General features: G+C 60.5%; 23 protein-coding genes. 17 read left to right on the forward strand and 6 right to left on the reverse strand.

All coding sequences use genetic code 11. The annotated features are described in order from the left end of the window. The first annotated feature begins 59 nt into the window (after positions 1-59). The 4 genes from gltB to MLC70_RS11065 all read left to right on the forward strand — a co-directional run bounded on the left by gltB (position 60) and on the right by MLC70_RS11065 (position 7,820). Positions 60-4,508, forward strand: coding sequence for a glutamate synthase large subunit (gltB, locus tag MLC70_RS11050; protein ID WP_248183760.1), 4,449 nt, complete (start codon positions 60-62; stop codon positions 4,506-4,508). A gap of 79 nt (positions 4,509-4,587) precedes the next feature. After that, entirely contained in the window at positions 4,588-6,006 is a 1,419-nt protein-coding gene (locus MLC70_RS11055; RefSeq protein WP_248183831.1) for an FAD-dependent oxidoreductase, read from the forward strand. Positions 6,007-6,125: 119 nt separating this feature from the next. Continuing rightward, entirely contained in the window at positions 6,126-7,190 is a 1,065-nt protein-coding gene (gene hemE / locus MLC70_RS11060; protein ID WP_248183761.1) for a uroporphyrinogen decarboxylase, read from the forward strand. Between the two features lie 261 nt (positions 7,191-7,451). Further along, positions 7,452-7,820 (forward strand): PilZ domain-containing protein, encoded by a 369-nt coding sequence (locus tag MLC70_RS11065; protein WP_248183762.1) that lies wholly within the window; start codon positions 7,452-7,454, stop codon positions 7,818-7,820. Positions 7,821-7,906: 86 nt separating this feature from the next. Here MLC70_RS11065 and radA read toward each other — a convergent pair whose 3' ends face one another. Both radA and ettA read right to left on the reverse strand, forming a co-directional pair. After that, positions 7,907-9,283: a DNA repair protein RadA gene (radA, locus tag MLC70_RS11070; protein ID WP_248183763.1), complete on the reverse strand. Its 1,377-nt coding sequence runs from the start codon at positions 9,281-9,283 to the stop codon at positions 7,907-7,909. Next, the gene (gene ettA / locus MLC70_RS11075; protein ID WP_248183764.1) at positions 9,283-10,944 is read right to left on the reverse strand and encodes an energy-dependent translational throttle protein EttA; all 1,662 of its coding nucleotides are present in this window, start codon (positions 10,942-10,944) and stop codon (positions 9,283-9,285) included. Before ettA ends, radA begins: the two co-directional genes overlap by 1 nt. 242 nt (positions 10,945-11,186) lie before the next feature. On the opposite strand from ettA, the gene glyA reads away from it, so the two are divergent. From glyA to MLC70_RS11115, 8 genes are all read left to right on the forward strand, one after another. Beyond that, positions 11,187-12,443, forward strand: coding sequence for a serine hydroxymethyltransferase (gene glyA / locus MLC70_RS11080; protein ID WP_248183767.1), 1,257 nt, complete (start codon positions 11,187-11,189; stop codon positions 12,441-12,443). A 92-nt stretch (positions 12,444-12,535) separates the two neighbouring features. Next, entirely contained in the window at positions 12,536-13,054 is a 519-nt protein-coding gene (nrdR, locus tag MLC70_RS11085) for a transcriptional regulator NrdR (RefSeq protein WP_248183768.1), read from the forward strand. Further along, positions 13,051-14,166: a bifunctional diaminohydroxyphosphoribosylaminopyrimidine deaminase/5-amino-6-(5-phosphoribosylamino)uracil reductase RibD gene (gene ribD / locus MLC70_RS11090; RefSeq protein ID WP_248183770.1), complete on the forward strand. Its 1,116-nt coding sequence runs from the start codon at positions 13,051-13,053 to the stop codon at positions 14,164-14,166. Before nrdR ends, ribD begins: the two co-directional genes overlap by 4 nt. 67 nt (positions 14,167-14,233) lie before the next feature. Then, positions 14,234-15,349, forward strand: a complete 1,116-nt coding sequence (ribBA, locus tag MLC70_RS11095) for a bifunctional 3,4-dihydroxy-2-butanone-4-phosphate synthase/GTP cyclohydrolase II (RefSeq protein ID WP_248183772.1) — start codon at positions 14,234-14,236, stop codon at positions 15,347-15,349. A gap of 48 nt (positions 15,350-15,397) precedes the next feature. Further along, entirely contained in the window at positions 15,398-15,874 is a 477-nt protein-coding gene (gene ribH / locus MLC70_RS11100) for a 6,7-dimethyl-8-ribityllumazine synthase (protein ID WP_248183774.1), read from the forward strand. Next, positions 15,874-16,350: a transcription antitermination factor NusB gene (gene nusB / locus MLC70_RS11105; RefSeq protein WP_248183776.1), complete on the forward strand. Its 477-nt coding sequence runs from the start codon at positions 15,874-15,876 to the stop codon at positions 16,348-16,350. The genes ribH and nusB overlap by 1 nt, the downstream gene beginning before the upstream one ends. Before the next feature lie 3 nt (positions 16,351-16,353). Next, positions 16,354-17,301 (forward strand): thiamine-phosphate kinase, encoded by a 948-nt coding sequence (gene thiL / locus MLC70_RS11110; RefSeq protein ID WP_248183778.1) that lies wholly within the window; start codon positions 16,354-16,356, stop codon positions 17,299-17,301. After that, positions 17,298-17,825 carry a phosphatidylglycerophosphatase A family protein gene (locus MLC70_RS11115; RefSeq protein WP_248183779.1) on the forward strand — a complete coding sequence of 176 codons (528 nt, stop codon included), beginning with the start codon at positions 17,298-17,300 and terminating at the stop codon, positions 17,823-17,825. The genes thiL and MLC70_RS11115 overlap by 4 nt, the downstream gene beginning before the upstream one ends. Positions 17,826-17,854: 29 nt before the next feature. Here the strand turns inward: MLC70_RS11115 and MLC70_RS11120 are convergent, their stop codons facing one another. Continuing rightward, the gene (locus tag MLC70_RS11120; protein WP_248183781.1) at positions 17,855-18,064 is read right to left on the reverse strand and encodes a DUF6316 family protein; all 210 of its coding nucleotides are present in this window, start codon (positions 18,062-18,064) and stop codon (positions 17,855-17,857) included. A 246-nt stretch (positions 18,065-18,310) separates the two neighbouring features. On the opposite strand from MLC70_RS11120, the gene MLC70_RS11125 reads away from it, so the two are divergent. Next, entirely contained in the window at positions 18,311-18,994 is a 684-nt protein-coding gene (locus MLC70_RS11125) for a DUF2057 family protein (RefSeq protein ID WP_248183783.1), read from the forward strand. Positions 18,995-19,015: 21 nt separating this feature from the next. Here the strand turns inward: MLC70_RS11125 and MLC70_RS11130 are convergent, their stop codons facing one another. Beyond that, positions 19,016-20,545 carry a WS/DGAT/MGAT family O-acyltransferase gene (locus MLC70_RS11130; RefSeq protein WP_248183785.1) on the reverse strand — a complete coding sequence of 510 codons (1,530 nt, stop codon included), beginning with the start codon at positions 20,543-20,545 and terminating at the stop codon, positions 19,016-19,018. 114 nt (positions 20,546-20,659) lie between these two features. Continuing rightward, positions 20,660-21,571 (reverse strand): LysR substrate-binding domain-containing protein, encoded by a 912-nt coding sequence (locus MLC70_RS11135; protein ID WP_248183786.1) that lies wholly within the window; start codon positions 21,569-21,571, stop codon positions 20,660-20,662. 105 nt (positions 21,572-21,676) lie between these two features. Here MLC70_RS11135 and MLC70_RS11140 point away from each other — a divergent pair, with 105 nt between their 5' ends. Further along, positions 21,677-22,663 (forward strand): glutathione S-transferase family protein, encoded by a 987-nt coding sequence (locus MLC70_RS11140; RefSeq protein WP_248183787.1) that lies wholly within the window; start codon positions 21,677-21,679, stop codon positions 22,661-22,663. A gap of 4 nt (positions 22,664-22,667) precedes the next feature. Here the strand turns inward: MLC70_RS11140 and ispB are convergent, their stop codons facing one another. Further along, complete coding sequence (ispB, locus tag MLC70_RS11145) at positions 22,668-23,636, reverse strand: octaprenyl diphosphate synthase (protein WP_248183788.1); 969 nt, start codon at positions 23,634-23,636, stop codon at positions 22,668-22,670. Between the two features lie 242 nt (positions 23,637-23,878). Here ispB and rplU point away from each other — a divergent pair, with 242 nt between their 5' ends. The 3 genes from rplU to cgtA all read left to right on the forward strand — a co-directional run bounded on the left by rplU (position 23,879) and on the right by cgtA (position 25,823). Next, a complete protein-coding gene (gene rplU, locus MLC70_RS11150; protein WP_213478264.1) occupies positions 23,879-24,190 on the forward strand; it encodes a 50S ribosomal protein L21 in 312 nt (103 codons plus the stop codon). Between the two features lie 36 nt (positions 24,191-24,226). After that, the gene (rpmA, locus tag MLC70_RS11155; RefSeq protein WP_248183792.1) at positions 24,227-24,487 is read left to right on the forward strand and encodes a 50S ribosomal protein L27; all 261 of its coding nucleotides are present in this window, start codon (positions 24,227-24,229) and stop codon (positions 24,485-24,487) included. A gap of 142 nt (positions 24,488-24,629) precedes the next feature. Continuing rightward, positions 24,630-25,823: an Obg family GTPase CgtA gene (gene cgtA / locus MLC70_RS11160; protein ID WP_248183794.1), complete on the forward strand. Its 1,194-nt coding sequence runs from the start codon at positions 24,630-24,632 to the stop codon at positions 25,821-25,823. Positions 25,824-25,843: the final 20 nt, after the last annotated feature.

The following is a 25,843-nucleotide window of genomic DNA, read 5'->3' on the forward strand; positions in this document are numbered from 1 at the left end:
TTAACGGTATTTGTTTACAACTCTTTGATTGAAAAGCATTTCTATGTGAGAGAACGCTTATGATGACAGGTTTGTATCATCCCGAGGAATTCAGGGACAACTGCGGTTTCGGACTGATCGCCCACATGAAGGGCGAGGTCAGCCATAAGTTGTTGCAAACTGCCATCGAGTCGCTGACCTGCATGACCCACCGTGGTGGTATTGCTGCAGACGGAAAGACCGGTGACGGTTGTGGCCTGCTGATCCAGAGTCCAGATGCCTTCCTGCGCAAGGCCGCCAAGGCCGCCTTTGGCAAAGAGCCCGGCGACCTGTTCGCGGTTGGTCAGGTGTTCCTGAATCAGGACGAAGCCAAGGCGCAAGCCGGGCGTGCTGCCATCGAAGCGCGGTTGACCGAGCAGGGCCTGGATATTCTGGGCTGGCGTGAAGTGCCCACCGATGACAGCTGCCTCGGTCCGATGGCGCTGGATTGCCTGCCACGTATCGAGCAGGTCTTCGTGGCGCCCGCCGGTAAGGCAGAAAAAGAGTTCGCCATCAGCCTGTTTATCGGTCGCCGTTACGCCGAGCGTGATATGGCGGACGACGCCGAGTTCTACATCTGCAGCCTGTCTCACCGCACGCTGGCCTACAAAGGCCTGATGATGCCGGCCGATCTGGCGAACTTTTACAAGGATCTGGGCGATCCGGACCTGCAGACCGCGATTTGCGTGTTCCACCAGCGGTTTTCCACCAACACCATGCCGCGCTGGCCGTTGGCCCAGCCGTTCCGGTTCCTTGCTCACAACGGTGAGATCAACACCATTGATGGCAACCGCAACTGGGCGATCGCCCGCGCGGCCAAGTTCAGCTCGCCGGACCTGCCGGACCTGCAAACCCTGCAGCCGCTGGTTAACCTGACCGGTTCGGATTCATCCAGCATGGATAACATGCTGGAAGTACTGCTGGCCGGTGGCGTGGATCTGTTCCGTGCGGTGCGGATGATGATTCCGCCGGCGTGGCAGAACGTTGACACCATGGACTCCAAGCTGCGCGCCTTCTACGAGTACAACTCCATGCACATGGAGCCGTGGGACGGTCCCGCCGGCCTGGTCTTCTCCGACGGTCGCTACGCGGTGTGTATGCTCGACCGTAACGGCTTGCGCCCGGCACGCTGGGTGGTCACCAAGGACGACTTCATCACCCTGGCGTCCGAGATCGGCACCTACGGTTATGAGCCCGATGACGTTGTGGCCAAGGGCCGTGTTGGCCCGGGCCAGATGCTCGCTGTCGATACCCAGACCGGGGAAGTGCTCCACACGCCGGATATTGATGAGCGTCTCAAGAACGCGCACCCCTACAAGCAGTGGTTGCGCGAGAACTCCCTGCGGGTCGAGACCACGCTGAACCAGGACACACCTGAATTCCGCCTGATGGATGCCGATGAGCTACTGGTTCACCAGAAAATGTTCATGGTGTCCTTCGAAGAGCGTGATCAGGTACTTCGCCCACTGGCGGAGAATGCTCAGGAAGCGGTCGGTTCCATGGGTGACGATACCCCGATGGCGGTGTTGTCCAGCCGCGTTCGCCATGTAGGGGATTATTTCCGCCAGAAATTTGCCCAGGTAACCAACCCCGCGATCGATCCGCTGCGTGAAGCAATCGTGATGTCCCTGGAAACCTGTCTGGGTTCCGAGCGGAACGTGTTCGAGGAAACACCGGAGCACGCCGACCGGATCATCCTGACAACGCCGGTTCTGTCGCCGGCCAAGTTCCTGAAAATCGCCAATAATGATCGCCCCGGTTTTGAGGTGGCGCGAATTCATCTGGGCTACCGCGCCGAGATGGGGCTGGAGCAGGCCATCCGTCAGGTATGCGACGAGGCCGAGCAGGCGACCCGCAACGGCAAAGTTCTGCTGATTCTGTCAGACAAGGATCTGAAAGAAGGCGAGTTGCCGGTCAACGCCCTGATGGCTACCGGTGCCGTTCACCACCATCTGGTGGCGAAAGGCCTGCGCTGCGACTCCAACATCATTGTGGAGACCGGCTGGGCCCGCGACCCGCACCAGTTTGCGGTGTTGTTTGGTTTCGGTGCCACGGCGGTCTATCCGTATCTGGCCTACCAGGTTCTGAACGACCTGATCCGCACCGGCGAAGTGCTGATGGATCCGATCGAGGCCAAAAACAATTACCGTAAGGGCATCAACAAGGGCCTGCTGAAGATCCTGTCGAAGATGGGCATCTCCACCATTACCTCCTACCGGGGCGCCCAGTTGTTCGAGGCCATCGGTCTGGCGGATAACGTGGTCGATCTGTGCTTCAAAGGCGTGCCGAGCCGTATCCAGGGCGCTGGCTTCTTTGATTTTCAGCAGGATCAGGAGCAGCTGGCGGCCGTGGCCTGGAAACCCCGCAAGCCGATCTCCCAGGGTGGTCTGCTGAAGTACGTCCACGGTCAGGAATATCATGCCTTCAATCCGGACGTGGTTGGCAAATTGCAGGAAGCGGTGAGTAGCGGTGAATACGGTCACTACAAGGAGTACGCAGGGCTGGTAAACGAGCGCCCGGTGGCAACCCTGAGGGACTTGCTGGGCTTCCGTAAGGACATTCAGGCCATCGATATCACCGAGGTTGAGCCGGTCGAGAACATCTTCCCGCGCTTTGACTCCGCGGCCATGTCCCTGGGGGCGCTGTCTCCGGAAGCCCACGAGGCGCTGGCGGTTGCGATGAATACCCTGGGTGGTCGTTCCAACTCGGGTGAGGGCGGTGAAGACCCCGCGCGTTACGGCACCGAGAAGCGTTCGAAGATCAAGCAGGTGGCCTCCGGGCGCTTCGGCGTTACCGCCGAATACCTGCGCAGTGCCGATGTCATGCAGATCAAGGTGGCGCAGGGCGCCAAGCCCGGAGAGGGTGGCCAGTTACCGGGCGGTAAGGTCAACGACCTGATTGCCAGACTGCGTTATTCCGTGCCCGGCGTGACGTTGATTTCTCCGCCGCCGCACCATGACATCTACTCGATCGAAGATCTGGCGCAGCTGATATTCGATCTGAAGCAGGTGAACCCGCAGGCTCTGGTTTCGGTGAAGCTGGTTTCCGAACCGGGTGTCGGCACCATTGCCGCCGGTGTGGCCAAGGCCTACGCCGATCTGATCACCGTTTCCGGTTACGACGGAGGCACCGCAGCCAGCCCACTGACCTCCATCCGTTACGCCGGCTCCCCGTGGGAGCTGGGTCTGACCGAAACCCAGCAGGCGCTGCGCGCCAACGATTTGCGCGGCAAGATCCGCCTGCAGACGGATGGCGGCATCAAAACCGGTCTGGATGTGGTCAAGGGCGCCATTCTGGGCGCGGAAAGCTTCGGATTCGGTACTACCCCGATGGTGGCGCTGGGCTGTAAGTACCTGCGCATCTGTCACCTGAACAACTGTGCCACAGGTGTGGCTACCCAGAACGAACACCTCCGTGAAGAACACTTCAAAGGCACGGTGGAAATGGCCATGAATTTCTTCCGCTTTGTGGCGGAAGAAACCCGCGAGTGGATGGCCAAGCTGGGCGTGCGCAGCCTGGAGGAGCTGGTGGGTCGGGTTGACCTGCTGGAGCGCCTGCCGGGTGACACTGAGCGTCAGAAGAAGCTGGATCTGAGCCGCTTGCTGGCCAACGACCACATCCCGGCGGACAAGCCGCAGACCTGTCAGGTGGAGCGCAACCAGCCGTTTGATGAGGGCGCTCTCGCCGAGCAGATGGTCAGGGACATTGCCGGTGCACTCGATGAGAAGTCCGGTGGCGCCTGGTCTTACCGTGTGACCAACTGCGACCGCTCCATCGGTGCCCGTCTGTCCGGTGAAATTGCCGCGCGGCACGGTAACCAGGGCATGGTGGATGCGCCGGTCACGCTGGATCTGACCGGTACTGCCGGCCAGAGCTTCGGGGTGTGGAACGTGGGTGGCCTTAACCTTATTCTGGAAGGCGACGCCAACGATTACGTGGGTAAGGGCATGACCGGCGGCAAGCTGGTGGTCAAACCGCCCCGCGGCAGCACCTTCAAGACTCACGAAACCTCCATTGTGGGTAACACCTGCCTGTACGGCGCGACCGGTGGCAAGCTGTTTGCCGCAGGTACCGCGGGCGAGCGTTTTGCCGTTCGTAACTCCGGCACCCATGCGGTGGTGGAAGGTGCAGGCGACCATTGCTGCGAATACATGACCGGCGGTCTGATTACCGTGCTGGGATCGACCGGCTATAACTTTGGTGCCGGCATGACCGGCGGTTTTGCCTATGTGCTGGATATGGACAACACCTTCGTGGACAAGTACAACCACGAACTGGTGGAAATCCAGCGCATCTCACGTGAGGACATGGAGTCCTACCGCAATCACCTGCGTGGAGTGATCCGTGAGCACATCTCGGAGACCGGCAGTCCGTGGGCAGAACACATTCTTGAAGATTTCGACGACTTCATCGGCCGTTTCTGGCTGGTGAAACCCAAGGCGGCGAACCTCCGCAGCTTGCTGGCAAGCACGCGCGCGCGCCCGGAATAAGCGCCGGACTGAACAGGGAAAAAGGGGAGGCGCCAGACAGCGTCGCCCCCGTCGAAATCGAGTTGATGAGAGCAGCATGATGAAAGAACGACTGAATAACGACTTCCAGTTTGTCGAAGTTGGGCGCGTGGACCCCAAGAAAGTACCCGCAAAGAAACGCAAGAAGGAATTCGGGGAAATCTATCATCCGTTCACCCAAGAGCAGGCTGCGCCACAGGCACACCGCTGCCTGGAATGCGGTAACCCGTATTGTGAGTGGAAATGTCCGGTTCACAACTACATCCCCAACTGGCTGAAGCTGGTATCGGAAGGCAATATCATGAGGGCGGTGGAGTTGTGCCACCAGACCAACTCCTTGCCGGAAGTGTGTGGCCGTGTCTGCCCACAGGATCGTCTCTGTGAGGGCGCCTGCACCCTGAATGACGGCTACGGCGCCGTTACCATCGGCTCGGTCGAGAAGTACATTACCGACACCGCGTTCGCGCTGGGATGGAAGCCCGACATGTCGGCCGTCAAGTGGACAGACAAGAAAGTGGCGGTGATTGGCGCGGGCCCTGCCGGGCTCGGATGCGCCGATATTCTGGTGCGCAACGGCGTCAAGCCGGTAGTGTTTGATATCTACCCGGAAATCGGAGGCCTGCTGACCTTCGGTATCCCGGAATTCAAGCTGGAAAAATCGGTGATGACCCGTCGCCGCCAGGTGTTCGAGGAAATGGGTGTGGAATTCCGCCTGTCCACGGAAGTGGGCAAGGATGTGATGATGGAAGACATCCTCGGCGACTACGACGCCGTGTTCATGGGCATGGGCACCTACACCTATATGAAAGGCGGTTTCCCGGGTGAAGAACTGCCGGGCGTCTACGATGCGCTGCCGTTCCTGATCTCCAACGTCAATCGCCGCCTTGGTTACGAGCAGGACGCGGCGGATTTCATCGACATGAAGGGCAAGCGCGTCGTGGTGCTCGGCGGTGGTGATACTGCCATGGACTGCAACCGTACCTCCATCCGGCAGCAGGCTGAGAGCGTGACCTGTGCTTATCGTCGTGACGAAGCCAATATGCCCGGCTCCCGGAAAGAGGTGGCCAACGCCAAGGAAGAAGGCGTCAAGTTCATGTTCAACCGTCAGCCCATCGCCATCATCGGTGAAGATCGGGTGGAAGGGGTGAAGGTCATTCAGACCCGCCTTGGTGATCCGGACGAGAATGGCCGTCGCCGTCCGGAAGTGGTTCCCGGCAGCGAGGAAGTGATCCCCGCCGATGCCGTGCTGGTTGCCTTCGGTTTCCGGCCAAGCCCGGCCGGCTGGTTTGGCGAGCAGAACGTCAACACCGACGATTCCGGACGCGTGGCTGCGCCCGAGGAATCCGAGTTTGCGTTCCAGACCAGCAACCCCAAGATTTTCGCCGGTGGTGACATGGTCCGTGGTTCGGATCTGGTCGTAACCGCTATCTGGGAAGGCCGCCAGGCTGCTGAAGGAATTCTGGACTATCTCGATATCTGAGGTCCGATCGGATTTCGATCAAAAGGGCGGCTTGCTAAGGGTAAGCCGCCCTTTTTTATTGCTGTAAACGGGGTATCATTGCCCCTCACTTCGCAGACCGAGAGCAGACTGGAACTCCTATGACCGAGCTGAAAAATGACCGCTTCCTGCGCGCACTGATGCGCCAGCCCGTTGACCGCACACCGGTTTGGATGATGCGTCAGGCTGGCCGCTACCTGCCGGAGTATCGTGCAACCCGTGCCCAGGCGGGGGATTTTCTCAGTCTCTGTAAGAACACCCCGCTGGCCTGTGAGGTCACCTTGCAGCCTCTGGAGCGCTTCCCACTCGACGCCGCCATTCTGTTTTCGGATATCCTGACCATCCCTGACGCCCTGGGGCTGGGCCTGTACTTCGAGACCGGCGAGGGTCCGAAGTTCAAGAACACCATCCGCTCAGCGGCAGACGTTGAGGCCTTGCCCACCATCAAGGCCGAGGTCGATCTGGACTATGTGATGAATGCGGTGTCCACGATTCGTGGCGCACTCAATGGCAGCGTGCCGTTGATCGGCTTCTCCGGTAGCCCCTGGACGCTGGCGACCTACATGATCGAGGGTGGTTCGTCGAAGGATTTCCGCGAGGCGAAGAAACTGATGTACGGCCAGCCGGAGGTGATGCACCGCCTGTTGGACCACCTGGCGGACTGCGTCATCGACTACCTGAACGGCCAGGTTCGTGCCGGTGCGCAAGCGGTGCAGATTTTCGATACCTGGGGCGGTGTGCTCAGCAGCTGGGCATACGAGGAGTTTTCCCTGCGCTACATGAAGAAGATTGTGGATGGCCTGATCCGCGAGAACGAGGGTCGCCGGGTGCCGGTGATTCTGTTCACCAAGAACGGCGGCCAGTGGCTGGAGTCCATCGCTGACTCGGGCGCCGACGCAGTCGGTCTGGACTGGACCACCGACATCGGTAACGCCCGTGCCCGCATCGGCGACCGGGTCGCCCTGCAGGGCAACATGGACCCGGCCATGCTTTACGCGCCGCCGGCGCGGATTCGCGAGGAAGTGGCGGATATCCTGCGCCGCTTCGGTTCCGGTTCGGGGCACATCTTCAACCTGGGCCACGGGATTACCCCCGATGTGGATCCTGAGCATGCCAAGGCATTTATCGAGGCTGTGGTTGAGCTCAGTCCTGAATATCACCGCTGATTTTGGTACTTGCCATTCCCTGGCCTGTAAGCGAGGGGATGGCAGCGGTCGGAAAGGGATTCCCCAAACCGCTACGAGCGCATTTCTGTGCGCTTCTCTCCGGCCATCCATGGCCTCCGGAAGTTTTGAAAAGGGCCCCATAACGGCCTAACTCCGAATCCGACATCTATCCCCGAAAGCCACCCAAAAACTCCGCTAGCCGTATCCCCCGTGTCGGGTCTATAGTCATACAAACCAAGACCGGTAGACAGGAGTAACCACTTGACCACTCAGCCCCCCGAAAAACGCCGCTTCCACCGCATCGAGTTTGACGCCCCCTGCGAGCTCCATTGTCAGGACGGCGTGTGGGCAACGGAGGTGCTTGATATCTCCCTCAAGGGCCTGTTGGTCAAGCGTCCTGCCCGGTGGAACGTGCCGTTAAAGCAGCCGTGTGAGGTGATCATCCACCTTGACGGTCATAAGAGTGGCATCGTGATGGCGGTGGAATTGCGGCATGTGGAGCCTGAGCGGCTGGGATTCAAATGCAAATACATCGATCTGGACAGCGCGACGCATCTGAAGCGATTGGTGGAATTGAATCTGGGTGATCAGGCGCTACTGGAGCGGGAATTCGCGCATTTGATCGATTAGGGGGTTACTGTCCTGGTTGATCGGATGACGGCTTTGCCTCATCCAGTCCCGCCCCGACACCCGTATCGTAAGGCTGGGCCCGAAAGTCAGAGTTCCTCCAAGGCCGAAAGCGCATCACTGAGCTTGGCCACCGGAATCACCCTCATCCCTTCCATAGGTTTGCGCGGCACGTTGGCCTTCGGCACTAGAGCGCGGGTGAAGCCGTGCTTGGAGGCCTCGTAAATGCGCTCCTGGCCGCTGGGTACCGGGCGAATCTCACCGGACAGACCGACTTCGCCGAAAATGACCAGATCCTGGGGCAGGGCGCGGTCCCTGAAGGAGGAGACTACGGCGGCCAGCAGCGCCAGATCCGCACTGGTCTCGTTGACCTTCACACCGCCCACCACGTTCACGAATACATCCTGATCCGACACATGCAGGCCGCCATGGCGATGCAGCACCGCCAGCAGCATCGCCAGCCGGTTCTGGTCGAGGCCGACAGCGACGCGTCTGGGGTAGCCCCCCTGGGCCATGTCCACCAGCGCCTGGATTTCCACCAGCATGGGCCGGGTGCCTTCCCAGACCACCATCACCACGCTACCCGGTGCCGCTTCTTCGCCGCGGTTCAGGAAGATGGCCGAAGGGTTTTTCACCTCTTTCAGGCCCTGTTCCAGCATCGCGAAGACGCCCAGTTCATTCACTGCGCCAAAGCGGTTTTTGATGCCTCTCAGGGTGCGGTAGCGGCTGTCGTTGGAGCCTTCCAGCAGGATAGAGCAATCGATCATATGCTCCAGCACTTTCGGGCCGGCCAGGCTGCCGTCTTTGGTGACATGGCCGACCAGGAATAGAATGGTGCCGGTCTGTTTGGCAAAGCGGGTCAGGAACGCCGCGCTTTCCCGAACCTGGGACACGCTGCCCGGGGCCGATTCAATTTCCGCCACGTGCATCACCTGGATACTGTCCACCACCAGAATCCGCGGTTTCTCGGCTTCCGCCACCTGCATCAACCGCTCGACACTGGTTTCCGACAGCATTTTCAGGTCTTTGGTGGGGAGCCCCAGGCGTTTGGCGCGCATCGCCACCTGTTGCAGGGACTCCTCGCCGGTGACGTACAGTGCCGGCACGCTGGTGGCCAGATGGCAGACCGCCTGAAGCAACAGCGTACTTTTACCCGCGCCGGGATGACCGCCCATCAGCACCGCGGAGCCTTCCACCAGGCCGCCACCCAGCACCCGGTCAAATTCCTGCATACCGGTGCTGATGCGGGTTTGCTCGGCCAGGCTGACATCGTCCAGGCTCTGGACTTCCGCCAGACTGCCGGCAAAGCCCTCGAAGCGGGCGCCTCGGGCACCCTTGGTGTTGGCGCTGACACCGCGAACTTCGCTGATGGTATTCCAGGCCTGGCAGGCGGTGCACTGGCCTTGCCATTTGGAATAGTCCGCACCGCACTCGGTGCAGACATAGGCGGTTCTGGTTTTTGCCATCAGGCCAGCTTCTTGTACTTCATGCGCTTGGGCTGCATTGCCGAGTCGCCCTTGCGCTTCTTGAAGTCTTCGTCGTAGTCGCTGAAGTTGCCCTCGAAGTACACCACGTCGCCGTCGTCTTCGAACGCCAGGATGTGGCTCGCGACCCGGTCGAGGAACCAGCGGTCGTGGGAAATCACCAGCGCGGAGCCGGGGAAGTTGAGCAGGGCTTCTTCCAGCGCGCGCAGGGTTTCCACGTCCAGGTCGTTGGTGGGTTCGTCCAGCAGCAGGACGTTGCCGCCCTCTTTGAGCAGTTTGGCCAGGTGCAGGCGGTTACGCTCCCCCCCGGACAGGTCGCCCACCCGCTTCTGCTGGTCGCTGCCTTTGAAGTTGAACCGCCCGACGTAGGCCCGCGAAGGCGTCTCGTAGTTGCCCACCTTGATGATGTCATTGCCGTCGGAAAGCTCTTCCCACACAGTTTTGCTGCCGTCCAGATCGCGCATCTGGTCGACGTAGGCCAGCTCCACGGTGTCGCCCACGGTAATGCTGCCGGAGTCGGGCTTGTCGAAGCCGGCGATCATCTTGAACAGGGTGGACTTGCCGGCGCCGTTACCACCGATGATGCCGACAATGGCACCGGGTGGTATGCTCAGGGATACATCCTCATAGAGCAGACGGTCACCGAAGGACTTGCTGATGCCCTCCACCTCGATCACCTTGTTGCCCAGGCGCGGGCCGGGCGGGATGTAAAGCTCGTTGGTTTCGTTGCGCTTCTGGAATTCCTGGGAGCTCATTTCCTCAAAGCGGGCGAGGCGAGCCTTGCTCTTGGACTGACGGCCCTTGGCGTTGCTCCGCACCCACTCCAGCTCCTGCTTGATGGCCTTCTGGTGGGAGGCTTCCTGTTTGGATTCCATCTCTAGGCGCTTTTCCTTGTTCTCGAGCCACTGGCTGTAGTTGCCCTCGAACGGGATGCCGTGCCCACGGTCCAGTTCGAGGATCCAGCCCGCCACGTTGTCGAGGAAGTAGCGGTCGTGGGTGATAGCAACCACGGTGCCTTCGTAGTCGTGGAGAAAGCGCTCGAGCCAGGCCACCGATTCCGCATCCAGGTGGTTGGTGGGCTCGTCCAGCAGCAGCATGTCGGGGCCGGACAGCAGCAGGCGGCACAGGGCTACGCGGCGACGTTCACCGCCGGACAGCACGTTGACCTTCTGGTCCCAGGCTGGCAGGCGCAGGGCGTCCGCAGCCACTTCCATCTTGCGCTCGATGTCATGACCATCGGTGGCCTGGATGTAGGCTTCCAGCTCGCCCTGTTTCTTGGCCAGCGCGTCGAAATCCGCATCCGGTTCGGCGTAGGCGGCGTAGACCTGGTCCAGCTCAGCGAGGGCATTGTGAACGCCAGACACCGCTTCATCGACAATTTCTTTCACGGTTTTGGTGTCGTCCAGCTCCGGCTCCTGGGGCAGGTAGCCCACATTGATTCCGGGCTGGGGCCGGGCTTCACCGATGTAATCCTGGTCCACGCCCGCCATAATGCGGAGCAGGGTGGATTTACCAGAACCGTTAAGGCCGAGTACGCCGATTTTGGCACCCGGAAAGAAGCTCAGGGAAATGTCCTTGAGGATTTCACGCTTGGGCGGAACCACTTTGCCCACGCGGTTCATGGTGTATACGTACTGGGCCATAACGGGTTATGTCCTCTGTTGATTCGGAGGTAAAAAGGGAATTTGCCAGATAAGCCCCGTAAGGTAGCGAAACCGGCAGGCTATAGCAATTGACGCAAACCGCCCGGGGGCATCCCCGATTGCGGTGTGACGGTTTCTGCGGAGGGGCTTCTGCGGGTATAAAGGATGATTTTTCACCCATTTGTGAGATAGAATAGCGGCCCAAATTTTCGGGCAGCTACGCACACAGGGGCAGCGCATCCATGTTTAATCGTGATATGAAAATCGCAGGCTTTGACGACGAACTCTGGAACGCCATGCAGGCGGAAGAAAAGCGTCAGGAAGCTCACATCGAGTTGATTGCGTCAGAAAACTACACCAGCCCCCGGGTGATGGAAGCCCAGGGCAGCGTGCTGACCAACAAATACGCCGAAGGCTACCCCGGCAAGCGCTACTACGGTGGTTGCGAGTTCGTGGATATCGCCGAGGATCTGGCCATTGAACGGGCCAAGCAGCTGTTTGGTGCGGCTTACGCCAACGTGCAGCCGCATTCCGGTTCCCAGGCCAACTCCGCCGTGTTCATGGCGCTGCTCAAGCCGGGCGACACCGTGCTGGGAATGAGCCTGGCCCATGGCGGTCACCTGACCCACGGCGCCAGCGTCAACTTTTCCGGCAAGATCTATCACGCTGTTCAGTACGGACTGAACCCGGAGACCGGGCTGATCGATTACGATGAGATCGAGGCCCTGGCCCTTGAGCACAAACCCAAGATGATCATTGCCGGCTTCTCGGCGTACTCCCAGGAGCTGGATTTTGCCCGGTTCCGTGAAATTGCAGACAAGGTCGGTGCCTATTTGTTTGTCGACATGGCCCACGTGGCCGGTCTGGTTGCCGCCGGTGTCTACCCGGATCCGGTTCCCCATGCTCATGTGATCGCGACCACCACCCACAAGACCCTTCGCGGTCCCCGTGGTGGCCTGATTCTGGCCTGCGACGACGCCGACCTGCAGAAAAAACTGAACTCCGCGGTGTTCCCGGGTGGTCAGGGCGGCCCGCTGATGCACGTGATTGCCGCCAAGGCGATCTGCTTCAAGGAGGCCATGAGCGAAGAGTTCAAGACCTACCAGAAGCAAGTGGTCAAGAACGCTGCAGCGATGGCAGAGGTGTTTGTTGAGCGTGGTTTCGACGTGGTGTCCGGTGGCACCAAGAACCACCTGTTTCTGCTCAGCCTGATCAAGCAGGACATCACCGGTAAAGACGCTGACGCGGCGCTCGGCCGTGCCCATATCACCGTGAACAAGAACGCGGTTCCTAACGACCCGCGCTCGCCGTTCGTGACCTCCGGTCTGCGGATTGGCACGCCGGCCATCACCACCCGTGGGTTTGGTGAAGCCGAGTGTCGTGATCTGGCGGGCTGGATCTGCGACATCCTCGACAATCTCGAAGACGAAGCGGTCAACACCCGTGTGCGCGAGCAGGTAGAAGCTCTGTGCGCTCGCTTCCCGGTCTATGCGGGCTAAACTCAGGTAATCGGGCCGGGCAATCCACGAGGTTGCCCGGCCACCCTGACCCCCGGTGACTCTTCCCCGGCTATTTTCCGGAGCTCCCGACTATGCACTGTCCCTTCTGTGGTGAAGCAGATACCAAGGTGATCGACTCCCGGCTGGTGGCCGAGGGTGATCAGGTGCGTCGTCGTCGCGAGTGCCTGTCCTGCCGTGAGCGCTTTACCACTTTTGAGTCCGCCGAACTGGTGATGCCTCGGGTGGTCAAGCAGGACGGTACCCGTCAGCCTTTCGACGAGGAGAAGCTGCGGTCGGGCCTCATGAAGGCGCTGGAGAAGCGTCCTGTCAGTATCGAGGCAATCGATGCGGCGCTGAACCGGATCCGCTTCCGGCTGCGAGCGACGGGGGAGCGTGAGGTCAAATCCATGCAGCTGGGCGAGGAGGTAATGACCGAACTGCGCCAGTTGGACAAGGTGGCCTACGTGCGGTTCGCGTCGGTGTACCGCAGTTTTCAGGATATTAACGAGTTCAAGGAAGAGATCGAGCGCTTGTCGGTCAGCTCCGGAGAGGATCCGGTGGATGTGGCCAAGGTTCTGGCAGACAACCATTCCACCAAAGGCAAGGCATGATCGACAGCCGGGATGTTGCACTCATGGCCCGCGCGGTGCAGTTGGCTTGGCGCGGGCGCTACTCCACGCACCCGAATCCGAGGGTGGGCTGCGTCATCGCCCGTGGAGGCCGGATTCTGGGTGAGGGCTGGCATGAACGCGCCGGTGAAGCCCATGCCGAGATCCGTGCGCTCAGTCAGGCCGGGCCGGCAGCCCGGGGGGCAACGGCTTACGTGACTCTGGAGCCGTGCAGTCATTTTGGCCGCACGCCGCCCTGCGCGAAAGCCCTGATCGAAGCCGGTGTTGCCCATGTGTTCGCGGCCACCAAGGACCCCAATCCGTCGGTGTCCGGGCGTGGCCTGGACATGCTGCGGGATGCCGGAATCCGGGTAACCGAAGGGTTGCTGGCCGATGAGGCAATCCGCCTGAATCCCGGTTTCATGAAGCGGATGAATTCAGGGCGTCCTTTTGTGAGGCTGAAAATGGCGGCCAGTCTGGACGGCCGTACGGCAATGGCGTCAGGTGAGAGCCAGTGGATTACCGGAGCCGAGGCTCGTCAGGATGTGCAGCGGCTGAGAGCCATCAGCGACGCCATCCTCACCGGGGTAGGCACGGTGCTTGCTGATGACCCCTCGCTCACCGTGAGGCGTGAGGAACTTGGCGACATTGGCGATGCCACCGAACCGTCCCGTCAGCCGTTGCGAGTGATTGCTGATCGGGACGCGAGAACGCCGCCGGGCGCCAGAATCCTGCAGGGTGGCAACGTACAGGTGTTCTGTGCCTCGCCGACATTGGCCACCGCGCCGGCGCAAGATCTTGCGGCCCTGGGAATCAGTCTTACCGGGGTTGCCTGGAAAGACAACGGCATTGATGTGCGGGAACTGCTGGATGCCCTGGGTGACCTGGGCATCAACGAATTGCTGGTGGAGGCCGGTCCGACGCTGGCTGGAACCTTCATCGATGAGCGCCTGGTCGACGAGCTCTGGCTTTATCAGGCGCCGATATTTTTGGGCAGTACCGGGCGGCCAACCGCCCACCTGCCACTGGAAACCATGGCGGATAAAGTACAATGGACGGTGCTGGATCGTCGTCAGGTGGGTGAGGATCAGCGTCTGATCCTGGCGCCACGGTAACTTTTCAAATTCACGGTTTGTTCGCTCCGGAGGTCGGAGCTCGCGAACTGCAAGGGTGCAACAACCTATGGCACTGAATAGCATAGAAGACATTATTGAAGACATCCGTCAGGGCAAGATGGTGATTCTGATGGACGACGAGGACCGCGAAAATGAAGGCGACCTGGTCATGGCGGCAGAACACTGTACGCCGGAAGCCATCAACTTCATGGCCCGTTTCGGTCGTGGCCTGATCTGCATGCCGATGACCCGTGATCGCTGCGAACAGCTGGGTCTGCCATTGATGGTTCAGCGCAACGCCTCGGGGTTTGGTACCAAATTCACCCTGTCGATCGAAGCCACTGAAGGCGTCACCACCGGCATTTCTGCCGCTGACCGCGCCCGCACCGTACAGGCGGCGGTGGCGAGGAACGCCAAGGCCTCCGATCTCGTACAGCCGGGCCATATTTTCCCGCTGATGTCCGATCCGGGTGGCGTGCTGAGCCGTGCCGGACACACCGAAGCTTCCTGTGACCTGGCGGCGCTTGCCGGCAGTGAGCCGGCCGGCGTGATCTGCGAAATCATGAACGACGATGGTTCCATGGCACGTCGGGAAGATCTCGAGAAGTTCGCCGCGGAGCATGATTTGAAGATCGGCACCATTGCCGACCTGATCCATTACCGCACCCTGAACGAGCGCACCATTGAGTGTGTCGAGCAATACGACCTGGACACTGAGTACGGCGTGTTCAACCTGCGTACCTACCGCGACAGCATTCAGGGCTCGACCCATCTGGCCATGGTCATGGGTGACATCCAGCCTCAGGAACCGGTGCTGGTGCGAGTGCACATCACCGACACCCTGCGTGACCTGCTCGGCGCCCGCCGCGCCGACTCCCGCAGCTGGCCGTTGCACCATGCCCTGGAAAAAGTCTCCAGCGAAGGCCGGGGTGTGGTGGTTCTGCTCAACAGCGCCGCAGACAGCTACAACCTGGAAGACCGTATCCACGAGTTTTTTGGCGAGGAGCAGGCGTCCGCAGCGAAGGGCAGCTCCGGTGTGTACTTCACCGTGGGCACAGGCTCCCAGATCCTGCGGGATATCGGCGTTGGCAAGATGCGGCTGCTGAGCCCGCCCATCAAATTTTCCGCCATTTCCGGTTTCGACCTGGAAGTGGAAGAGTACGTACCCTACACCCCCGAATGATGAACCCGGTGGTTTGGCGTTGCCGAGCCGCCCGTTAAGGAGCCATTCATGGCAGAGATCAAAGTGATTGAAGGCGATTTTACCCAGTGCAGCGGCCGTTACGCCCTGGTGGTTGGTCGGTTTAACGGCTTCGTGGTGGAGAGCCTCGTGGAAGGTGCGCTGGATACTCTGCGTCGCCACGGCATCGCCAACGACGACATCACCGTTGTACGGGTGCCCGGTGCCTATGAAATGCCGCTGGCGGTCAAGCGTGTTGCCGAAACCGGCAACCACGATGCTATCATCGCTCTGGGCGCGGTCATCCGTGGCGGAACCCCCCATTTCGAGTATGTCGCCGGCGAAGCCTCCAGTGGTCTCGGGGCCGTCAGCCTGGAAACCGACGTACCGGTCACTTTCGGGGTACTGACCGTCGACTCCATTGAACAGGCCATTGAGCGCTCCGGTACCAAGGCCGGCAACAAGGGCGCGGAAGCCGCCATCACGGCCCTGGAAATGGTCAGCCTGTTCAAGAAGCTGGGTGAGTGATGAGCACAACGGAAGACACGTCTCCCCAGCCGGGCGCGACCGGGCAACCGAAAGCCGGCGATCGCCGCCGCGCCCGAGCGCTGGCCATGCAGGGTCTGTATCAGCGCCATTTCAGTAAGAGCCCGGTTTCCGACATCGAAGCCGAGTTCATGGTCGATAACGACATGAGCAAGGTCGATGCCCTCTACTTCCGCGACCTGTTGCGGGGCGTTCACCGTGAGCAGGCGGAGCTGGATCGGCTGCTGGAGCCCTTCCTCGACCGACCGCTGCACGAAGTCGACCCGGTTGAGCTGGCCATTGTTCGTCTGGGTGCCTACGAGCTCAAGCATCGCCTGGACGTGCCCTACAAGGTGGTCATCAACGAAGGTATCGAGATGGCCAAGAAGTTCGGCGGTACCGAAGGGCACAAGTTCGTCAACAGCATCCTCGACAAACTCAGCCGCCGCCTGCGACTGGCCGAGACGCGCCCGCGCTAACGCATGGGCGAGTTCGAGCTGATACGCCGTTACTTCAGCCCTCTGAACGGGCAGGGCCACACCGATCTCCTGGTGCTTGGCCCTGGCGATGACTGCGCCATTGAGCGCATCACGCCCGATCACCAACTGGTTTTTTCCGTGGACACCCTGGTGGAGGGGGTTCATTTTCCCGCCGATTACGATGCCGATCGCCTTGGCTGGCGGGCGCTTGCGGCTGCCGCCAGTGATCTCGCTGCCATGGGCGCCCGCCCGGTCTGCTTTACCCTTGCTTTGACACTTCCGGCTGCCGACCCCCGCTGGCTCCAAGGCTTTTCCGGGGGACTCGGCCGCGCTGCCCGGCAGTTCGGAATGACGCTGGCGGGCGGCGACACCACCCGTGGACCCCTGACCCTTTCCCTGCAGGTGCACGGTGAGGTTCCTGCAGGCACGGCGTTGCTGCGATCCGGCGCTCGTGTCGGCGATCTGGTGTGTGTCAGCGGTGTGCTCGGGGAAGCCGGGGCTGCGTTGGATTATCTGGGTGTCAGCCGGCCCACCGCCGATCAGCAAGTGCTTCTGCAGCGCTATCATGAGCCGGCGCCGCGGCTGGAGCTTGGTATGGCGCTGAGAGCGGCGGCAACGGCCGCCATTGATGTCTCGGACGGTCTGGTGGCCGACCTCGGGCATATTCTCGAGGCATCCGGTGTGGGGGCGGAGCTCGAGCTTTCGGCCATACCGCTGTCTGACGCGGTAAGTCGGCTTTGCGGGCCGGAGCGCGCTCTGGACCTTGCGCTTCACGGCGGGGATGACTACGAATTGTGCATCACGATCTCGCCGGCGTCCTGGGACGCTTTGCCCGCGTCGGTACGGACGCAGCTGACCATTATTGGTAAGGTGGTGGCTGGGCAAGGTGTCGCCGGTGTAGACACGTCGGCAGGCAGTTCTGGATACGACCATTTCGGGAGCACGACATGAGCAGTGATGACCAGTTTCAGGAGCCTGAATTTGCGGGAGAGTTGCTGCCCCCGGGCTTTCTGAAAGATCCGGTACACCTGCTGGCGTTCGGGTTCGGCAGTGGCGCGGCTCCCCGTGCCCCCGGCACCTGGGGCAGTCTTGCGGCTATCCCGCTGTGGTTCTGTATCGCCTGGCTGCCCCCTGTTGCCTATTGGGCCGTGGTGACTGTCGCGTTTCTGGTGGGCATCTGGTTGTGTGGCAAAACGGCGGACGATCTCAAGGTTCACGATCACGGCGGTATCGTCTGGGATGAGTTCGTGGGTATGTGGATTGCGTTGGCCCTGATCCCGGACAATGTTTACGGCATCCTGACGGCCTTTGCGCTGTTCCGGCTGTTTGATGTGGTCAAACCCTGGCCGATCAGCTGGATTGACCAGCGTGCTCCGGGCGGACTGGGGATCATGGTGGATGATGTGGTGGCCGGATTTATGGCACTGGCGTGTCTATTCGCCATCGACCTGTGGGTCATGCCGCTTATTCTTTGACCGGCCGAGCGCTGCAAAGCGCCCTGAGCCTAGTGAATCTTGTGCTGTTGCTCTTCAGGCAGCAGACGGACGACGTGCAGAAAACGTTTCAGCCCCGTTTCCGCTCGTTCGCGGGTCGCGAACGGACCGCTGTCGAAGCCTTCTCTGGTGGTGAAATACCACTTGCTCCCCACACAAAAAAAACGGCTGCTGCGAAACGGTACGTGCCCGTCTTCTCCGATCCGGCGTTGAGTGTCCATAGCGTCTCCTGCGCCCTGGTTTTATTTTTTGTAGGGAGGGCTCCGTGTTGTGTGTGCCGATCTGTTTAAAATTAAATCAATCCCGGCCGAATTCAACATTTATTTACAATTTGTAAGCCATGGGTCTCATTCCGCCTCTGCAGGCCCGCCCCAGCGGACATGACGAAACCCTGTCTTCCGTCTTGCCCTCGTAACACGCACTCGGCAGAATGCGAACAAACCGAATTCAAACCAGAAGGACTTTTCATGAGTATTTGTCGCGTTTTTGAGGATTTCAAGCTTGCCCGGCATCCGCTATCGCCACTGCGCATAGTCACCCTGCTTATTGCAGGCTTGGTGCTGGCCGGGTGCAGTTCTTCCATGACCCGAGTGCAGACCTGGGAGGGTGAAGCCGCGGCAGAGGGCTCTGCTGTGCTGGAGACTCCCGGCGAAATCCGCGTAACCCGTGTGAATGGTCGCTCCATGGGCAACTTTCTGATGGAGGATTTGGCACTGGATTACGATCTTCTGCCGGGTAAGAACCAGGTAGTGTTCAGCTACAAGACCATCTGGGCGAAGTCTGGCGTGGTCAGAAACGGCGAGTCCAAGGTCTATGTGGTAGAGACCGAGCCCCATGTGGCGTCTTTCACCGCTCAGGCGGGGGAAACCTATCGGTTCGAGTTCGACAAGCCCACGTCCCGCCGCGATGCCGAATCCTTGACCAAGGATTTCTCCGGCGCGATCGTCAATAGCGCCGGCACCGAGGTGGCCAGTTTCGAGTTGTGGGACGGACAGGCACCGGCTACACCGGCGCGCACCCCGGTTTCCGGGGACACCGTGGGTAGCGGCGCCGCGACGGTACAGGGCGACAATCTGGAACAGTTGAAAGCGCTCTGGGAGAATGCATCAGAAGAAGAAAAGCGCGCATTCCTGCGCTGGGCGTTCGAGTAACAGCACCCGAGGGCGGTTTCGTCAGTGGCGAAACCGCCGAAACGTTTTCTTGAGTACACCCTCCAGCATGGTCAGAGTCTCGTCGGTCAGGCTCTGATGGCTTTGCCCTCCCTCGTTGTACGCTTCTTCTGTCTCCGGCAACGCTGAGGCGGCCGTCTCGATGGTGCCCAGGCTCTCCTCCAACAGGGTTTTCAGGGAGTTACCGTCAGCGACCACATCGGGGCACAGGGTAAAGTTGATGGTCAGGCGCCCCTGATAGCTCACCGCCACAATCACCAACCCCATGCTGTCGAACAGAGGAGCTGAGTTGTATTGGCGCACCAGCTTTGCGCCCTGCAGGTAGAGTGGCACCTGAGGACCCGGCACGTTGGTGATCGGCAAGTTGAACGCCGGCTGATAACGCTGGGCGATTTGCAGCTCCGAATACAGCCGTGCAGACAGCGCCAGCATGGTGGATGGCAGCAATTCGGTCAGACGATCGGCGGCGATGGCCTCGCGATAGGGTTCCGAAGCGACAGCGTTGCGGTGGATCGTGCGAATCCGTCGGGCCGGATCCGGCTCGCTGGTCGCCAGGTCCAGCAACATCGCGGACATCTGGTTGCCGGTGGCTTTGCGCAAGCTGTTCGAGCGCACCGATATCGGCGTCATCGCCACCAGCGACTTGCCCTCATCACTGCCGTGGTTTTCGAGATAGCGCCGCAGGGTTTCCGCGCACAGACCCAGGACCACGTCATTCAGGGTGACGGTGCCCAGGTTCGCTTTGATCGCCTTGAGCCGTGACAATTCCACTTCCGCGGACACGATCTGCCGATTGGCGGTGATCTGACGATTGAATGGACAGTGAGGGGCAGAAAACACCGGAAATGGCAGCGGCAGTTTACGAATCTGACGTTGCACCAGGCCACGCGCTGTCACTTCTGCCGCACTGATGGCCAGCGACGTCACCTGCAGCGGTTTGCGCAGCAGGTTGGCCCCGGTCTGGAGTATGACCCTTTCCTCTGACGGCTCTGGCTTGGGAAACCAGGGCCGGGGCTGGGAAATCGGCCGCGCGTCGGGCGTGTATTCCAGTAACTTGCCCATGATTTCCTCACCGCTGAAGGCATCGATAGCGGCGTGGTGGAGCTTCACAATCAAGGCAAATCCGTGGTGATCGTCATCCTCCTCATCGGCGGGAAAACCGTCAACAAACGTGATGTGCCAGAGTGGCCGGTCACGTTTCAGTGGTTCTTCCAGAATCTTCGATGCCAGCTCGGTCAGGCTGTGGGACTGGCCATGCTCCCCAAGGTTTACGTAGGCCAGATGACGTTCAATGCTGAAATCCCGGTCGTCAATCCAGTAAGGACGACCAAGGCGAAGCGGTATTTCCTTCAGGCGTTGCCGGAATACCGGAACCACGTGGAGGCGGCTGCGCAGATAGGCCACGAACGTGCTGAAGGCCAGCGGTTGGCCACTGCCACGAGCATCAAACAGATAGATGCCGCCGATGTGCATCGGTGCCGTTTCCGACTCCAGGTAAAGGAATGAGGCATCCAGTTCCGACAGCTGCCGCATGCATAAACTCCGTTCTGCGGTTGAGTTTGGGGCAGTATAAACGAGTAGGACCCGATTCCGTTGGCTGTTTTGCCTCAAATCTTGCCGGCGCGGGAGTCAGGTTCGCCGAGCGGTTCAGGATTCCAGCCAATGGGTGAACACGTCCGGTTGTCCCAGCCGCTCCCAGAACCACATCAGGGCCTTGCCCTGGTCTTCGGCGTGCCGAGCCAGGTGCAGCATGATCGGTTGTCGCGTGTCGTGTACCTCCAGCGCGACAAGCTGGCCTGCGGCCAGTTGTTCCTGCACCCGTGGCAGCGGTAGCCAGCCCACCCCCAGGCCGGCCTGCTGCAGGGCGATTTTCTGGTCGACGTTCGCCACGGTAATGGTACGTTGCCGGCGGAAGATCCCGGCGTTGCCCGGTGGCAGGGAACGGGAGGTGTCGGCGGCCACGGCGGCGGGGTAGCGGCTGATGTCCTCTTCGCTCAATGGCTGTGGGGCGGACGTCAGCGGGTGATCGGGCGCCACGGCATAGACAAAGTTCATGGTGCCCAGGGCCTTGGTGGTGAATGGCCCCGCGGGTTTGCTGAGCTGGTCAGCACCCACAACCAGATCCACCCGCCGGCTTTGCAGGGCATCCCACGCGCCGGCGAACACTTCCTCTACCAACTGCACTTCCACCGGAACGCCCAGTGCGTAGAACTCGCCAATGGCAGCGAACAGGCTGTCGGCCGGCAACAGCGAGTTGAATCCGATGCGCAACCGGGTTTCCCAGCCCTGAGCGACCTGGCGTGTGGTGTGCGCCAGGTTTTCCGCCGCCTCCAGCAGGGTGCGGCCTTCTTCAAGGAGGTAACGGCCCGCGGGTGTCAGGGTGGCACGGTGACCACTGCGGTCGAAAATGGCGATGTCCAGGTCTTCTTCCAGCTTCTGTACGGTATAGCTGATGGCAGAAGGCACCCGGAACAACTCTCCTGCGGCCCCGGCAAAGCTGCCTTTGCGCTCGATGGCATCCAGAACTTTAAGGGCGTCGATGGTGATGGCTGTATGCATGTTCGAATTATCTGAGGTAGTTGGCCGAAATTGCTTGTTTGAGAGGTTAGCAGGCTGGCCGGTATTCTTCTCGCAAATTTGACCGGTTATAGCGAGGAGAAGGGTATGGGCCTGTTAGTGGATGGCAAGTGGCATGATCAGTGGTACGACACGGACAAAACCGGGGGCAAGTTCGAGCGCGAAGCCGCCCGTTTCCGCAACTGGGTCACGGCGGACGGATCGCCCGGTCCGGACGGCGAGGGTGGGTTCAAGGCGGAGTCCGGCCGCTATCATCTCTATGTTTCCATGGCCTGCCCGTGGGCCCATCGCACGCTGATTTTTCGCGCTTTGAAGGGGTTGGAGAAGCACATTCCGGTGTCGGTGGTGCACCCGGACATGGTCGAGAACGGCTGGGAGTTCCGGCCCGGCGACGAACAGCACCGTGATCATTTGCACGATTTTCAGTTTCTGCACCAGCTTTATACCCGCGCGGCGCCGGATTACTCCGGGCGGGTAACCGTGCCCACCCTGTGGGACACCGAAAAACAGACCATTGCCAGCAATGAGTCAGCAGACATTATCCGCATGTTCAATTCGGCGTTTGACGGTCTCGACGGTGTTCGTACGGATCTCGATTTCTACCCGGAAGCCCTGCAGGACGAGATTGATGGCATCAACGCGCGGGTTTACGACGCGGTAAATAACGGTGTCTATAAGGCCGGTTTCGCCACCGCTCAGGACAAGTACGAAGAGGCCTACGTGGCATTGTTCGAAACACTGGACTGGCTGGAAGAGCGGCTATCGGGCCAGCGTTACCTGGCGGGACGGCAGCTGACCGAAGCCGACTGGCGCCTGTTCACCACACTGATCCGCTTTGACGCGGTGTATTACAGCCATTTCAAGTGCAACCGGCAGCGCATCGGAGATTATCCGGCGCTCTCGGCGTATGTGCGGGACCTTTATCAGGTGCCCGGCGTGGCCGCAACCGTGGATATAGCGCAGATCAAGCGTCATTACTATGTCAGCCAGCGCACCATCAATCCCACCCAGATTGTGCCGGTGGGGCCGAGCCTCGATTTTGATGCACCCCACGGCCGCGAGGCGCTGGGTTGAAGAATCAGCTTACCCGCGCCACCGCCAGTTCAGTGAGCAGGTTGAGCGACTCGCGGTAAGGGGAGTCGGGCAGGGCGTCAAGGCAGTCCGCGGCGAGGGCGGCCTGTTCTCGCGCCTTGGCCATGGTGTATTCCAGTGCGCCGGAACTTTCGACAATACCGAGGATGGCCGGCAGGTCGTCCAGACCGCCCTTGCGAATGGCCTGGCGGATGAGCTGACGCTCTTCCTCGACACCTCTCTCCATGGCGTAGATCAGCGGTAGCGTGGTTTTGCCTTCCGCCAGATCATCACCGACGTTTTTGCCCATGGCCTCGGCGTCGCCGCGATAGTCGAGCACGTCGTCCACCAGTTGGAATGCCAACCCCAGATGCTTGCCGTAGTCTTTCAGCGCCGCTTCCTGAGTGTTGTCAGCTCCGGCGAGCAGGGCGCCAGTGTGGGAGGATGCCTCGAACAGCATGGCGGTTTTGTTGTGGATGACTTCCATGTACTGGGATTCATCAAGATCCGGATTCTTCACGTTCATCAGCTGCATCACTTCGCCCTCGGCAATCACAGCCGTGGCGTGGGACAGCACGTCCATGATCCGCAGGTTCTGCAGTTCCACCATCATCTGGAAGGCGCGGGCGTAGAGGAAATCACCTACCAGAACGCTGGGTGCGTTGCCCCAGCGGGCGTTGGCGGTGGAACGGCCCCGGCGCATGTCGGAAGTGTCCACTACGTCGTCATGAAGCAGGGTGGCGGTGTGCAGGAATTCGATCACCGCGGCCAGCTTCAGGTGATCGTCCTGGCGGTAGCCGGCGGCACGGCTGGACAGCAGCACCAACAGGGGTCTCAGCCTTTTGCCACCACTTTCAATAATATAGTGGGCTATTTTCTCCACCATCGGGACGTCGGAGGAAAGCCGTTTGATGATCAGGTCGTTCACGCGGCTGAAGTCGTCGGCCACGGTGTCGTAGATGCGCTGGGCTGTCATGCGGCTTGGGAGTCCCTTTATGATCAGTTCGTCTGGTGCGTTCGTCGGTAAATGAGGCAGGTCGCGGCAATGCTAGGTACTGGCGCTTTCGGTGTCAACTTGGCTTGTATTGCCGGGCGTGTTTTCGTACAATCACGCGCCCAACTCATCCCAACCTGCGCTCCCTGCTATAGGGTTGCCGAAGTGCTTCCCTTAGAACCAGGTGGATAAGAGCAGGGATGGGTCAATCGCGGAGAGCATCAATGTACGCAGTTATTGTTAGCGGTGGTAAGCAGCACCGTGTAAAGGAAGGCGAAACTCTGAAGCTGGAGAAGCTGGAAGTGGAAACCGGCGGCAACGTCGAGTTTGACCGCGTTCTGCTGATCGCCGATGGTGACAAGGTTCAGGTAGGCGCGCCGGTAGTTGATGGTGCCAAAGTGACAGCGGAAGTGGTCAGCCACGGCCGTCACGACAAGATCCAGATCATCAAGTTCCGTCGCCGGAAGCATCACATGAAGCGTCAGGGCCACCGTCAGTGGTTTACTGAAGTCAAGATCACGGGTATCAAGGGCTGAAGCTCTCGACACACCCCCTAAAGAAGGAGGCTTGTAATGGCTCACAAAAAAGCAGCAGGTAGTACCCGTAACGGTCGCGATTCCGAGTCGAAACGACTTGGTGTGAAGCGCTATGGCGGTGAGTCTGTATCCGCAGGCAGCATCATCATTCGTCAGCGCGGCACCCGTTTTCACGCTGGTAGCAACGTTGGCATTGGCAAGGACCACACCCTGTTTGCGAAAGCAGACGGCCAGGTGAAGTTCGAAGTCAAAGGCCCGCAGAGCCGTAAGTTCGTGAGTATCGTTCCGGCTGCGTAAGCAGCGGCGATCCGGTTCTGTCGAACCTTGGGTGGCGCTGGTATCCTGACAGGATCAGGTACCGAGCCATCCGGAGCCCCGCAAAGCTTCCTAGAGGCTGCGGGGCTTTTTAGTTTATGCGCACGGCGCAAAGGGTTGATCCATGAAATTCGTAGACGAAGCCACCATCATTGTGGAAGCCGGCAAAGGCGGTCACGGTTGCCTCAGTTTCCGGCGTGAAAAGTACGTTCCCCGAGGCGGTCCCGACGGCGGCGATGGTGGTGACGGCGGCTCGGTGTATCTGGAAGCGGACAGCGCTCTGAACACCCTTATCGACTATCGGTTCCAGCGCAAGCACAAGGCCCAGAATGGAGAGCCGGGCGCGGGTCGTAACTGCACCGGCAACAAGGGCGAGGATCTCATCCTGCCGGTGCCGGTGGGCACGACGGTTGTCGATATGGACACCCACGAAGTGCTCGGCGATCTGACCCATGCCGGCCAGCGTCTTAAGGTGGCCCAGTGCGGTTTCCACGGCCTCGGTAATACCCGCTTCAAGTCGTCGGTCAACCGCGCTCCGCGCCAGACCAGCAAAGGTTCCGAGGGTGAGTTGAGAAACCTGCGGCTGGAGCTCAAGGTGCTGGCGGACGTGGGGCTGCTGGGCATGCCCAATGCGGGCAAATCCACGTTTATCCGGTCGGTGTCGGCGGCGCGACCCAAGGTAGCGGACTATCCGTTCACAACGCTGGTGCCTAATCTCGGCGTGGTCAGCGTGCAGGCTCACCAGAGTTTCGTGATTGCTGATATTCCCGGGCTGATAGAGGGTGCCGCTGAAGGTGCTGGCCTGGGGATCCGCTTTCTCAAGCACCTGGTGCGCACGCGCCTGTTGCTGCACCTGGTGGATGTAGCGCCTTACGACGGTTCCTCTCCGGCCGGGGCGGTACGCGCCATCGCCCACGAGCTGGAGAAGTTCAGTGAGACACTGGCCAATCGTGAGCGCTGGCTGGTGTTGAACAAAGTGGACATGGTGGCGGAAGCAGACCGTGACGCTCACTGTCAGGCCATCGTGGATGAGCTTGACTGGAAGGGTCCAGTGTTCCGCATCTCGGCGTTGAGTGGCGAGGGCACCAAGCCGCTGACCCAGGCGGTCATGCGCTGGATCGAAGAGCAGGCGGAGGAAGAGGCGCAGAACCCGGAATTCGCCGAGCGCGAGGCCGCTCGCCGACGCCAGATGGACGAAGAGGCGCGCGCCCGCATCGAGGCGGAGCGTCAGGCCCGTCGGGCCGCCCGTGAAGACGACGATGATGACGACTTTGACGACGACGATTACGACGTCGAAGTGGTGTACGCCCCCGAATAATCTCACAACAGCCCAGAGAG

Source organism: Marinobacter goseongensis, from assembly GCF_023156235.1.
Taxonomy (GTDB): Bacteria; Pseudomonadota; Gammaproteobacteria; order Pseudomonadales; family Oleiphilaceae; genus Marinobacter; species Marinobacter goseongensis.